General features: G+C 66.0%; 11 protein-coding genes. 3 read left to right on the top strand and 8 right to left on the bottom strand.

The features are described from left to right. Nucleotides 1–7 precede the first annotated feature (7 nt). The 6 genes from ACFSJG_RS04830 to ACFSJG_RS04805 form a co-directional block, all read right to left on the bottom strand. Nucleotides 8–835, bottom strand: a complete 828-nt coding sequence (locus ACFSJG_RS04830; protein WP_378484068.1) for an SDR family NAD(P)-dependent oxidoreductase — start codon at nt 833–835, stop codon at nt 8–10. Between the two features lie 113 nt (nt 836–948). Continuing rightward, nucleotides 949–1,359: a MaoC/PaaZ C-terminal domain-containing protein gene (locus tag ACFSJG_RS04825; protein WP_378484067.1), complete on the bottom strand. Its 411-nt coding sequence runs from the start codon at nt 1,357–1,359 to the stop codon at nt 949–951. Further along, nucleotides 1,359–1,820: a MaoC family dehydratase N-terminal domain-containing protein gene (locus tag ACFSJG_RS04820; protein ID WP_378484066.1), complete on the bottom strand. Its 462-nt coding sequence runs from the start codon at nt 1,818–1,820 to the stop codon at nt 1,359–1,361. Before ACFSJG_RS04820 ends, ACFSJG_RS04825 begins: the two co-directional genes overlap by 1 nt. Beyond that, nucleotides 1,817–3,010, bottom strand: a complete 1,194-nt coding sequence (locus ACFSJG_RS04815; RefSeq protein WP_378484065.1) for a lipid-transfer protein — start codon at nt 3,008–3,010, stop codon at nt 1,817–1,819. The genes ACFSJG_RS04820 and ACFSJG_RS04815 overlap by 4 nt, the downstream gene beginning before the upstream one ends. 140 nt (nt 3,011–3,150) lie before the next feature. Further along, a complete protein-coding gene (locus ACFSJG_RS04810; protein ID WP_378484064.1) occupies nt 3,151–4,302 on the bottom strand; it encodes a TetR/AcrR family transcriptional regulator in 1,152 nt (383 codons plus the stop codon). Nucleotides 4,303–4,602: 300 nt separating this feature from the next. After that, the gene (locus ACFSJG_RS04805; protein ID WP_378484063.1) at nt 4,603–5,808 is read right to left on the bottom strand and encodes a DUF3089 domain-containing protein; all 1,206 of its coding nucleotides are present in this window, start codon (nt 5,806–5,808) and stop codon (nt 4,603–4,605) included. A 106-nt stretch (nt 5,809–5,914) separates the two neighbouring features. Here ACFSJG_RS04805 and ACFSJG_RS04800 point away from each other — a divergent pair, with 106 nt between their 5' ends. After that, a complete protein-coding gene (locus tag ACFSJG_RS04800) occupies nt 5,915–6,415 on the top strand; it encodes a MarR family winged helix-turn-helix transcriptional regulator (RefSeq protein WP_378484062.1) in 501 nt (166 codons plus the stop codon). A gap of 42 nt (nt 6,416–6,457) precedes the next feature. Here the strand turns inward: ACFSJG_RS04800 and ACFSJG_RS04795 are convergent, their stop codons facing one another. Continuing rightward, nucleotides 6,458–7,957, bottom strand: a complete 1,500-nt coding sequence (locus ACFSJG_RS04795) for a DUF1254 domain-containing protein (protein WP_378484061.1) — start codon at nt 7,955–7,957, stop codon at nt 6,458–6,460. Between the two features lie 675 nt (nt 7,958–8,632). Between ACFSJG_RS04795 and ACFSJG_RS04790 the strand changes: the two genes are divergently transcribed. After that, nucleotides 8,633–8,881: a hypothetical protein gene (locus ACFSJG_RS04790; RefSeq protein ID WP_378484060.1), complete on the top strand. Its 249-nt coding sequence runs from the start codon at nt 8,633–8,635 to the stop codon at nt 8,879–8,881. 423 nt (nt 8,882–9,304) lie between these two features. Further along, nucleotides 9,305–10,078: a hypothetical protein gene (locus ACFSJG_RS04785; protein WP_378484059.1), complete on the top strand. Its 774-nt coding sequence runs from the start codon at nt 9,305–9,307 to the stop codon at nt 10,076–10,078. A gap of 469 nt (nt 10,079–10,547) precedes the next feature. Here ACFSJG_RS04785 and ACFSJG_RS04780 read toward each other — a convergent pair whose 3' ends face one another. Next, nucleotides 10,548–11,948: an acyl-CoA synthetase gene (locus tag ACFSJG_RS04780; RefSeq protein ID WP_378484058.1), complete on the bottom strand. Its 1,401-nt coding sequence runs from the start codon at nt 11,946–11,948 to the stop codon at nt 10,548–10,550. Between the last annotated feature and the right edge of the window lie 2 nt (nt 11,949–11,950).

The raw sequence follows: 11,950 nt of genomic DNA, 5'->3' as shown, positions 1-11,950 counted from the left end.
TGTCGTCCTATCCTTCGTATCCGCCGCCGGTGACCATGATCTGGCCGCTGACGTAGTCGGACTCGGGGTAGGTCAGCATCACGACTGAGCCCGCGGCCTCGCCGGGCGTGCCCGGTCGGCCGAGCGGAATCATCGCCTTCATCGCGGTGAGCAGGTGCGGGTTGACGCCGACCTTGATCTCACGGCCCTCGATGTCGATGGTTGCGTCACCGTCTGCGGCGACCTCGGTGAGCCTGGTCTCGATGAAACCGAACGCAACCGCGTTGACGTTGACGTTGTAGCGGCCCCACTCCTTGGCCAGGGTGCGGGTCATGCCGATGATCCCGGACTTCGCCGACGAGTAGTTGACCTGGCCGGCATTGCCGTAGAGGCCCGCGATGGAGGAGATGTTGACGACCTTGCGGTACACCGGGGTCCCGGCTTCCTTCTCCGCCTTGGCGGCCTTGCTGATCACCGGCTGCGCGGCCCGCAGGATCCGGAACGGCGCCTTGAGGTGGACGTCGAGGATGGCGTCCCACTGATCGTCGCCCATCTTCTGGATGACCGTGTCCCAGGTGTAACCGGCGTTGTTGATGATGATGTCCAGGCCGCCGAACTCGCCGGTGGCGGTGCCGACGAAGCGCTCGCCGAAGTCGGGGGCGGTGACGTTGCCTGCGCAGATGACGGCGTTGCCGCCCGCGGCGGTGATTTCGTCGACGACGGCCTGCGCGGGTGCGGTGTCGAGGTCGTTGACGACGACGTTGGCGCCTTCCCGGGCGAGGGTCAGGGCGATGGAGCGGCCGATTCCGCGCCCGGATCCGCTGACGATCGCGGTCTTTCCTTCGAGCTTACCCATGATGTTTGTTTTCCTTTGCATAAGAAGGTGATTCGGCTGCACCGGGGATGCGGCGCCGAGAATGGGGCTATGTCTCCGCGCCCCGAGGCGGGGTGCGACGTTGTTTCGTGTGGTCAGTCGAGGGCGACGACGGCCTCACCGAGCAGGGTGACGGTGCCGTCGGCGAGGGTGACCTTCAGCTCGAGGGTGGCCAGACGTTCGCCGCCGTCCTCGTCGATCTGGGTCACGGCGGCGGTGCAGGTCGGCTTCCCATGCACCGGAGTGATGGAGGCGAATCGCACTTTGTAGGAGCGAAGCTGTTGCTGTGGAAGGAGATCGGTGAGCAGGCGACCGAGGTAGGCCATCGACAGCATGCCGTGGGAGAAGACGTCGTCCAATCCCGCGCTCTTCGCGACGTCGAGGTCGATGTGGATCGGGTTGTGATCACCGGAGGCGCCGGCGAACAACGCGAGGGTGGTGCGGGAGATCGGGTCGATGTGCAGCGGCGGTAGCTGCGTGCCGACCTCGGGGGCGAACGTGGTCATCAGGTGTCCTTTCGGGGCCTGTGCTGCACCACCGTGGCGCTGCGCATCACCGCGACGCGGGCACCGTCCTGATTGGTGACAGTGGTTTCCTTGACGATGAACTCGAGAAGCCCGCCCTTCTTCTCGTAGATATCGGTGATCCGGCTCGACGCCGTCAATTCGTCACCCGCATACGTCATCTGCGGGTAGTCGAACTGCTGCTCCCCATGCAGGACGGTGCGCAGGTCCACCCCGAGGTCCTCGAGGAATGCGAACGGGTTCGGGGCCTCGAGTTCGATGCCGAACACGAACGTCGGCGGTACCGGCAGGTCACGGTGACCGGCCTGCTTCGCTGCATCGACGTCGGTGTAGATCGGGTCTGACTGGCCGGTGGCTTTCGCGAAGTTCTGCAACCGGCTGCGAGTGACCAGCAGGGACACGGGAGCGAACTCGCGTCCGACAACCGAACGATCCAGACTCATCGCGCGTCCACCTTCTGGTAGAGGGTGACCACGCAGGCACCGCCGAGACCGAGGTTGTGCTGGAGCGCGAGATTCACGCCCTCGACCTGCCGGGCTCCGGCTTGGCCGCGCAGCTGCCACACCAGCTCCGCGCACTGGGCGAGGCCGGTCGCGCCGAGAGGATGCCCCTTCGAGAGCAGGCCGCCGGACGGATTTGTGACGACCCGGCCGCCGTAGGTGTTGTCGCCGTCGCGGATGAACTTCTCCGCCGTGCCTGCCGGGGTGAGGCCAAGCGACTCGTAGGTGAGGAACTCGTTGGTGGTGAAGCAGTCGTGGAGCTCGACCACCCTGATGTCCTCCGGGCCGATCCCGGCTGACTCGTAGACGTTGCTGGCGGCTGCGGCGGCCATGTCGTAGCCGATGACCTGCCGCATGTCCTTGGACTCGAACGTGCTTGGGGTGTCGGTTGTGAGGGACTGCGCGCGGATCACCACGTCTGCATTCAGTCCGTGCTTGCGGGCGAATTCGGGAGTGCAGACCACGGCGGCGGCGGCGCCACAGGTCGGCGGGCAGCACTGCAGCCGCGTCAGTGGTCCGTAGATCTTCGGCGACGCCAGCACCTCCTCGGCGGTGACCAGGGTGCGGAACACCGCGTTCGGGTTGTTCGCGGCGTGCTTGCGGGCCTTGACGGAGATCTCGGCGAAGATCGCCGGGTCGATGCCGAATTCGTCGACATAGGCCTGGCCGGCGCCGCCGAAGAACTGCGCGGCCATCGGGGCCTGCGGATCGACGCCCTGCAGTTCGTCTCGTGCCGCCTCCTGCCGCGCCATCGGTCCGGGCCGATCGGAGAAGACCGAGCCCAGAGCCCCGGGCACCATCTGCTCGAACCCGAGCGCGAGCGCGCAGTCGACGGTCCCGCTCGCCACTGCCTGGCGTGCCAGCCACAGCGCCGAGGACCCCGTGGAGCAGTTGTTGTTGACGTTGACGATCGGGATCCCCGTCTGGCCCAACCCGTACAGCGCGGCCTGACCCGATGTTGAATCGCCATATACATAGCCGACGAACGCCTGTTGCACCGCCGTGTAATCGAGTCCCGCATCCGCGAGGGCGGCACGCGCCGCCGCTTCGCCCATATCCGAGTAAGTAGCACTTCTTCCCGGCTTCGTGAAGGGAATCATCCCCACGCCGGCTACGTGAACATCGGTGACCATTGCCATCCTCTCAACTCTCAAGTGATGACAGTCACCTTAACCATAGTTCACTTCATTGGGAAGGGGTATATTCCGCGAATGTAAACTTCAGTTCAGTGAGATGGCGTCCCGCCCACGGTGCCGCGGCCGCCGGATCCGGTTCACCCGGAGAAGAGCACCGCCAGCGTCATCGCCTCGAGATCGGCGCGCAGGGTGGCGTTCGTATGCAGGTGCTCGATCCGGGCGAGCGTGTGGACCACGCCGAGGCCGGTGTGCACCAACACCCGCGCAGTCGCGTGGTCCAGCTGCGGCCGACAGGCGCCCAACAGCGCCGTCCACTCGGCGACGTACTCGCGTTGGCGGACCCGCGCCTCATCGGACAGCGTCGCCTGCTCCGTCTGCAGCAACGACGTCAAAATCGTTTTGTTCGAAGCCAGTTCGACATAACCGGCCACCAAGGCTGCCAGTGCGTCCTGCGGGGCGGAATTCTCCCGCAGCACCGTGTGCAGCAGCAACCACAGCGCGCTCGTGCCACGCTCGACGGCCGCCTGCAACAGATCGGCCTTGCTGTCGAAATAGCTGTACAGATTCGGGCCGGACACCCCGGCAACCGCGCCGATCTCGTCGAGCCCGGTGGCTTCGTAACCCTTCTCGCCGAACAACACGATGGCGTGCCCGAGCAGTGCCTCCCTCTTCGACACCGGCTTCAACCGCGACACCGTCTGTTCCACCACAAGCGACGGGGTGGGCAATCGCGTCGCGCACAACCCCGCGCAGGCCGCGATGAGCAGTGCAGCGTAGTCCGACTCAGGAATCCGAGACTTGTGCGAGCTGGGGCTGGCCAGAATCGATTGAACCCCCCACGCCAGCTCCTCGGCCTGCTCTCCTGGAAGCTCCGGGCGCTCGGCGGCGATCAGGTCGGCGTACCGCCTGTTGATCCCACGCAGGCGCCCCGACAGTTCTTCCCGCTTCTCGTCCGGCAGATTGCGTGCTTCTCGCCACCACAATGCACCGACATCTTGATGGGCAACCGCACGTTCACAGCTCTCCGCCAGCGCGTCGACCAACTTCGCCCGCGACCCGAACGTCGGTGTCACCTCGTCGAAGCTCTGCTCGATCACCGCGCCGAGCAGTACCGATTTGTTGGCGAAATGCCGATACAGCGCGCCCGCGGTGATCCCGACCCGGTCCGCAATCATCGCCATCGACACGTTCCGGTACCCGACCTCGACCATCAGCACGCGCGCAGCCTCGAGGATCTGCGCCTTGCGATCTTTCGGCCGTCGCCGGACCGTGGACAGGTCGGTGGGCATGAGAACCTCTTCACGCATCGATGTAAACGTCGGTAAAGCATAAGGTTCGCACTTCGAGGCCGCGTGCAGACAGGCGTCATCGGCTGAGGCGGTGTCGGTTCACGGCGAACTGCCTACTGCCTTGTTGACCTGTGCGCATCCAACGGGTTCTCGGTGTCGTCGACAGCCTCGGCGAGCGCGATCGGCACACCTGATTCACGCGCCTGCACTGGAGCCAAGCCCAACGGCGAGCGGTGCGAAACGAACATCTCGGATGAACATGGCCCTCCCGCCACGGAGGGTCGTCGAGGCAGCAAAACGTCAGGTGTGTGCCATCTGCCAGGCGGCGCTCTGCTGGTTGGCGATGTCGACGAGTCGCTCGAGTCCGAAGTTGATGTCGAGCAGGTGGGTGTCGAACAGCGGTAGCTCGTTGACGGCTTGCGGGACGGTCATCTGGATGCGGTAGCGGTGGAATCCGTCCGGGTCTACGCACTGCCCCGTGCCCCGGCCCTTACCTGTGGTCCACGTCGAGGTCGACGTGGGGAGCGGTTCCGGGAAGGTCGTGTAATCCATCAGAACCGAGATGATGCCGAACGAGTACGGCGCACTCGGGACGGTCGCCCCGACCGGGTCGGGGTTGCCACTGAGGACGGCAGGGTCGGTACAGGCGACTTGATAGCCCGGGCCGGTCGGTAGGCCCAGACGAGCGGTGATCAGGTCGTAGGAGCTGTTGCCGAAGAGGGAGGGAAGGCCGATCAGGTCGGTGGAGTACGCGGTGACGCAACCGGATTCGCCCTGTGTTGTGCACAGGGGGATGTTCGTGAAGTCACCGCCCACGGTGCTTCCGCGTTCTGTGGTGACGTTGCCGCCCATGAGGAAGGCGCCGACCATCTGTTCGCGTAGTTGAAAATGGGGATCGATCTGCTCGCGGATGAGTTTCCGGAGCATCATCGTGCCCTGGGAGTGTCCGATGAAGATGACCCCGCGCCCGTGGTTGTCGTGGGCGAGGTAGTCGTTCCATGCGGCGAGAACGTCGCTGTAGGCGAGATCGATCGGGCCTTCCAGACCTGCCAGGGCGGCGGGCAGGCCGAGCAGGGGAACCTGCCGGTAGACGGGCGCGAACACTCGACACGTGTCCGCGAAGCGGGCGACCTGGAATCGGGCGATCGATTCGACTTCCGGCGAGGCGACGAGGTCGGCGTTGAGGGCGACCTGGTTGCTCACCGTGGGATAGACATAGAAGCAGTCGACCGGCTTGTCATGCTCTGGAACACGAGCGGTCGCGCCGGTTGTCTGGCCGGTGAGCTGGTCGGTGGTGTCCGAAGGCAGATCGCATGGGTCGGAGGGATCGTCGGGGTTGCACAGCCACTCCGTCGTGCGGGCGGCCGGGTCTGCCGCGGCCACGCCGGGGAGGCCGATGCCGAGGACCGCGACCCCGATCGCGACGGCGAGCGCTCCGGCGAGCCCGGCCCGTGCCGCCGATCCGCCTGTCTGTCGAGCGTTGTTCCACGTCAGTCCCACGACCACGACCCCTCCCCGAGTGTGTGCCGCCAACAACAGCGGATAGTGTGAGGCACACCATACAAATAATCGGTAGTGCTGACTATCGGTTTGGCGCAATAAATTCGGGTCGGTGCCACGAGACACTGGGAAGGCAGGCAATGTGAACGAGTCGTTGGTTCCGGCGTCGGTGGCGGAACACCCCGGATGCGTACTGCTCAAGCTCGGACAGGTCGCATTCCGGCTCACCGAGCAGCGGCTGGGAGAACTCGGCTTGAGGACTCGGCACTACACGCTGCTCAAGGTCCTTGCAGCGGACGGACCCCTGTCGCAGCTGGAGCTCGGTCGGCGAACGAGAATCGACGCGACCACGATCGTGGCCACCGTCGACGACCTGGAGAAGGCTGGTCTCGCGACCCGCACCCGCGACAAGGCCGATCGCCGTCGGTGGTCGGTTGCGCTCACCGATGACGGATCAGCGACGGCAGGCCGAGCCGACGCACTCATCGAACGACTCGGCCGCGAAATGTTCACCGATCTGAGCACTACGCAGTCTCGAGACCTCGCAGATCTTCTCGGGGCGCTGAACACCGGCACTGCCCTCGCGGGCCTCCTCGACGGTCTGCGTGGCTGAGCCGCAGAAGAGTCCTCGTCGGCAGTGACCGGTCGACAGCTGCTAGGTGGTTCGCACGACGTCCGGGAAGCGGTAGGTGCCGTCGAGGACCGACGTCTCGGGAACGTAGGTACGTAGCGCCATGCAGAACGGCCCGTCGGGGGCGGGCAGCCAGTTCGCCTTCGCTGCAGGTTCGGTCGGTTCGTGGGCACCGAGGTGGAGGGTGAGAGTGCCGTCGTCGTTGAATGTGAGCTCGTCGGCGTCGAGGTTGACGGTGCCGATATTGACCCGGCCGTTCGGGGAGTCGGCAAGCATGAAGATGTCGCCGTTGTACATGGTCAGTGACCAGAAGCCGCCCCGACTGCGATCGATTGGGGGAAGGGCGTCGGCGGCAAAGGTCATCGTGTACGCGTTGCCGCCGCTGAGGGGCAGACCTGCGTCGTCGGTGCCGCGAGTGAAGTAGACGGCTTCGTGGAAGTCGTTGACGAAGATGTAGATGACCGCGGCGATGGCCCGTCCGTAGAAGTCGCTGCCCCACAGGCCGCCGTCGGGTTGGCGGCGCCAGCCGTTGCCGGCGTCGAGGCCGGCGTGGGTGTAGGTGGCCAGCGAGTGCAGTTCGGTGTAGGCGTTGAGGGCGACGCGGTCGAGGATGGCGCGGGCGCGCTCGTCGGTGCGGTGCAACTCGACCAACGCGCGGGCCTGGTCGGCCAGTGCGGTGTCTGCGTCGGCGAGCTGCGGGTTGAACGCCAACATGGCGTCGAGATCGGCCCAGAAGGAGTGGGGCTTGACCCAGTCGGGTCGGCTGGCCTCGGGGTTCGCCGCGATCATCTCCGCGGTCACTCCGGCAGGGAACACGGCGTGGTCGGCGTACTTGCTGTAGGCGAAGTCGTGCGGGCCCGGTTCGTCCTCCGAGAGGGGGTACATGCCGATCTGGTCGAGGACCTCCCGGGCCTGTTGCTTGGAGGACTCCGAGCGCGCAGCGAAGCTGCGGGGGAACACCCCGGCGACGTTGGTGGGCACCCGGAGGACGTCGAGGAACCCGTCGGGGAGCTGGCCGTCCCAGCTGGGGCCGACGAGCAGGTACTTGCCCGGCGGGGTGGCCGATGCAGAGCCGAGCTGGTGCCACACATTGGTCATCACGTCCGTCACCTGGATCGTCCAGTAGTGACCCTCCGGAGTGTTCGTGGGGGTTTGGAGGACGACGGCTTCGGTGGTGAGATCAGCGAAGCCGGCACCGTAGATGGTGTCGTTGTTGGGGGTGACCACCCACCGCTGAGCGGGGCCCATGTAGTCGGCCATGCCGCCGGTGTGGTTCTTGGGGCCGGCGGGGAGGATGCCGAGCATGGTGCCTCGTTGGCCGTCCATGATCGTCCACATGTTGGTGCGGCCGAACGTGTCGACGCCGGGGTAGGCCCAGTAGAACACGACCCGTCCGAGAGACTCGACGAACGCGTCGGCGGCATTGAGTGCGGGCACCCCACCGGAATGGGGCAGGTCGGTGTGCGCCGGGACGAACGATTGGGCGGCCTGGTCGGTGCTCAGCCCGTAACGGGTATCGCTCATGGAATGCTCCTCGATGTGGTGGGAGTCGGGTGGCTCGGTTGATCGATCGCGGTCAGCTGATCTTCACGATGTCGTCGGGGATCCAGGTCTGGTCGAACCGGTAATTCGCGCGCGACGGCGTGCAGCGTGCCTCGGGGACTGGCTGAGCTGCACCGCAGCGAAACCTGCTCGGCGTGGCCAGCGCGGCTGGCGTGCGGGGAGCCGACATCGCTGCAACAAGGTTGCTCGCAGGCAGGAAGATCGTTGGGTCTTGATCCTGTCACGCTGACCTCCGCGCTCGATGGCACGCCGTGGTGAACCCGACACTATGCGCCGCAGCCGCTTTTGGCAGCGATTGGCCGGCAGTGGCGAGTCCATGGATCAGATGAATTTGGCCGTCGTTCACTGCTGGTGAGTACGGCTATCGCATCGATCCAGGTTTGCGGTTTGCCTGCGACCCTCGGCGGGCTGGGCGGGGGCCATCTCGCGGGGTGCCGCCGTTTCGTTCCTGAGAATCAGGACAACCAGGCGTCGGCACTGCAGCGTGGTGTCAGGCGGCGGCTTGGTCAGCTCGGAGTGCGGCGGGTGCGCAGGGTGGGACGAGTGCGTCACGCGGTTCGAGTGGGTTCTGTCGACTTTGCCGTGGCTGGGCGTTGTCATCCTGGATGTTCTCGACAAGGACCGAACAATCAGTTCGTGCAGTTCCACAACTCCGGTGGTGACATCGACAGCGAGTATATGTTCTGGGATCTGGCAGGTTCGGACCTGAAGGAAATCGACCGGCTGATGGGCGTTCTCGGGTGGCGGTGGGCGCCCGGTCATCTCGGGGCTGTCGACGCGCCGATCTGGCTGTCCAAAGATCTTGCTTTCAAGGCATTCTCGAATCTCCAGGGCGTCGACGACATGTCGTACGTGGGTGCGGAACTCGGTATCGCCCCGGCCTGAGGCGACCCCGGATGACGTACCGATGCTTGGCTCCGCAGCCGACCGATCGCCGTGGTTACCGACACGTGCAACGTGTTCACCCGTATCCACTCGATGTACCCGACCCACCGAGGACGACAACACCGCCGCGCTCAACGCCACGGGCGGATGAGCGCACCCCGCAAGCCCGTGCGAGAGTGCACTTCCGTCGCGACATCTCTTGCTCACCACGGATATGCGCACACTCGACAACCCACCCACCGAAAGAGAACGAATGAGCACGCACTTTCCGCTTCGACGCCTGTTTGCCATGGCCCTGTTCGCCGGCGCGGTCGCCGTGGGCGGCAACGGTGCGGTGACGACGCCCCCGGCGCCGCGCAGTCCGCGGAACCTACCCCTGTCGCTGAACGGTGGGCCCCCGCGTCGCCTGCCGAGAAGCTCAAAGTGGCGGTCGCGCAGACTCTGAGCGCGGGACCGACCCGGGTCACGTCCGACACCGGCGGCGCCGTCATGGAGGCTCAAGTCGACTACTCGCAGCGAGTCGTATGCATCTCGATCGGCGACCCGTCCTCCCCCATTCAGAAGCTCCTCACGCGGGGCGACGTCATGTACGTACTGCGCGGGGAAGGCGCCGCCGATGACTTGGAGCCCGGCACCTGCGATCTCCTCCCGGACGAAGAAGGCGCGACGCAGGTGCTGGCGAACTCCTTCGACCCCGACGGGGTGAAGAGGATGATCATGAGCTCCACGGCGATCGTCCAGAACGGCCGCGAGGACATCGGAGGCGGTGTCTTCGCGACTCACTTCTTTGTGACTCCCGACCCCGAGGCGATGGTCGACCTGGCCATGGAGGCGTTGCCCGAAGCCATGAAGCCGTCGGGTACGGATGTCCGCGAGGCCCTCAGATCGGAGATTCCGTCGAGGATGCACTACTGGATCAACGACGCCGGCTATCTGGTGAAGGAGGACGACGGCTTCCAGGTGAAGACGTACCACCGTTCGGTGATCCGCTCGACCTGCCGGAGTTCGACGAGGCCACGGTCGAGGTCCTTCCGGGCGCCTGACAGTCGCTGGCGGACGCAGGTCGTTCACACCCGTCTTCGGCCACACACACCCGTACTGCACGCGCAAAACCCCTGCGCACCGAAGAAAAGCCTTGTGCACAGGGGTTTTCGCGACTCCGGCGACGTCAGCTGCGGATCGACTTTCCAGTGGTAATCCGACGTGTTCGACTGTGACGAATTCGGCCTGCCGGCCACTGCGCTTCCGCCAGCATCTACGTCGACAACCTCTTCCATCAGGTGCCCTCGAATCGACGCCGACACCCCGTTCAGCGGGCGGCCCTTGACTGGACCGTGAGATCGTCATGTCGTGGAAACAACTGGAACGGTGCGCGAGTGGCACGCCGAGTTGGGCTGGGGCGTGTTGGACTCCACCGAAACACCGGGTGGATGCTGGGCGCACTACAGCAACATCGACGGGACCGGATTCCGCGGGTTAACCGTAGGTGAGGTGGTCGACCTCGAATGGGAACAAAGGGAACAGGACGGATACTCGTTCCGCGCGACCCGGGTAAAGCAGCTGAGGACGTGACGAAATTGGTCATCTTTCAGAACCGCTAGCGAATATTGCGACAGAATCACTGCCCAAACGCCTTCCGGGTTTCACCTCGCTCGGGTTCACATCCCTACTCCCCCAGCAGCTTCTTCTGCACCTTCCCCATCGCGTTGCGGGGCAACGACTCCACGAGGCGCACCTCCCGCGGACGCTTGTGCACGGACAACTCCCCCGCCACGTGGGCGATCAGTTGGTCTGGATCGGCATCCGCGCCGACCACGAACGCGACGATCTTCTGCCCGAGGTCGTCGTCGGGCAGTCCGACAACCGCGACCTCCCGCACGCTGGGATGGCCGAGCAGGCTGGTCTCCACCTCACCCGCGCCGATGCGGTAACCGCCCGACTTGATGAGGTCCGTGGACGCGCGGCCGACGATCCGGTGGAACCCGCCCGCGTCGATCGCGGCGACGTCGCCGGTGACGAACCAGCCGTCCTCCGTCCACGATTCGGCGGTGGCGTCGGGTCGGTTCAGGTAGCCGTCGAAGAGCATCGGGCCACGGACCTGGAGACCGCCGATGGATTCACCGTCGTGCGGGACCGGGGTTCCGTCCTCGGCCACGAGCCGCGTCTCCACACCCTCGACCGGCAGACCCACCCAACCCGGCCGACGCTCACCGTCCGCGCGGGTACTGAGGGTGATCATCGTCTCGCTCATCCCGTACCGCTCGATGGGCGTGAGACCGGTCAGCGTGGCGAGCTTCTCGAACACCGGAACCGGAAGCGGCGCACTACCGGACACCAGCAGCCGGGCACCGGACAGCGCCTTCGCCGCGTCCTCGTCCTCCACGATGCGCGACCACACAGTCGGCACACCGAAGTACAGGGTCCCGTGCGCCTCGGCGTAGGCGGCCGGGGTCGGCTTGCCTGTGTGCACGAGCCGGCTGCCGACGCGCAGCGGCCCGAGCAGCCCGAGGATCAGGCCGTGCACGTGGAACAGCGGGAGTCCGTGCACCAGAGTGTCCTTCGACGTCCACTCCCACGCCCGCGCGAGCGCGTCGAGCCCGGCGGCGATGGCACGCCGCGACAGCAGCACGCCCTTCGGTGCGCCGGTCGTGCCGGAGGTGTAGAGGACGAACGCCGTCGACGACGGGTGCGGCTCGGGATGTCCGTGCCAGTCGCGGGCATTCACCCGAACGGGAACGACGGGAAGTGTCGAACCCTCCGGCGCCTTCCCCAGCCACGCCTGCGCACCCGAGTCGGTCAGGATGTGGTTCAGCTCCGCAGGCCCGGAGTCCGGCGGCACCGGGACGACGGTGACCCCGGCGAACAGACAGCCGACGATCGCGACGACGGTCGCGGCCGTGGGCTCGGCGAGGACCGCGACGCAGCGGGCGCCGGCGATGCGGCGAGCCAGCGCACCGGCCGCACCGACGAGGTCACTGCGGGACAGGACCCGACCGTCGATCGTGACGGCATCGGGCACGTCGTCGCCACGCGCGACGGCCAGGGCATCGAGAGAGCGGAGCAGCACGA

The organism is Rhodococcus gannanensis (assembly GCF_042681175.1).
GTDB classification, from domain to species: Bacteria; Actinomycetota; Actinomycetes; order Mycobacteriales; family Mycobacteriaceae; genus Rhodococcus_G; species Rhodococcus_G gannanensis.
Note: the sequence above shows the minus strand (reverse complement) of the source record. Positions and strands in the feature narration are given on the sequence as shown.

Coding starts and splice junctions, on each gene's coding strand:
- ACFSJG_RS04830 (WP_378484068.1), bottom strand. CDS start 835: ATGGGTAAGCTCGAAGGAAAGACCGCGATCGTCAGCGGATCCGGGCGC.
- ACFSJG_RS04825 (WP_378484067.1), bottom strand. CDS start 1,359: ATGACCACGTTCGCCCCCGAGGTCGGCACGCAGCTACCGCCGCTGCAC.
- ACFSJG_RS04820 (WP_378484066.1), bottom strand. CDS start 1,820: ATGAGTCTGGATCGTTCGGTTGTCGGACGCGAGTTCGCTCCCGTGTCC.
- ACFSJG_RS04815 (WP_378484065.1), bottom strand. CDS start 3,010: ATGGTCACCGATGTTCACGTAGCCGGCGTGGGGATGATTCCCTTCACG.
- ACFSJG_RS04810 (WP_378484064.1), bottom strand. CDS start 4,302: ATGCCCACCGACCTGTCCACGGTCCGGCGACGGCCGAAAGATCGCAAG.
- ACFSJG_RS04795 (WP_378484061.1), bottom strand. CDS start 7,957: ATGAGCGATACCCGTTACGGGCTGAGCACCGACCAGGCCGCCCAATCG.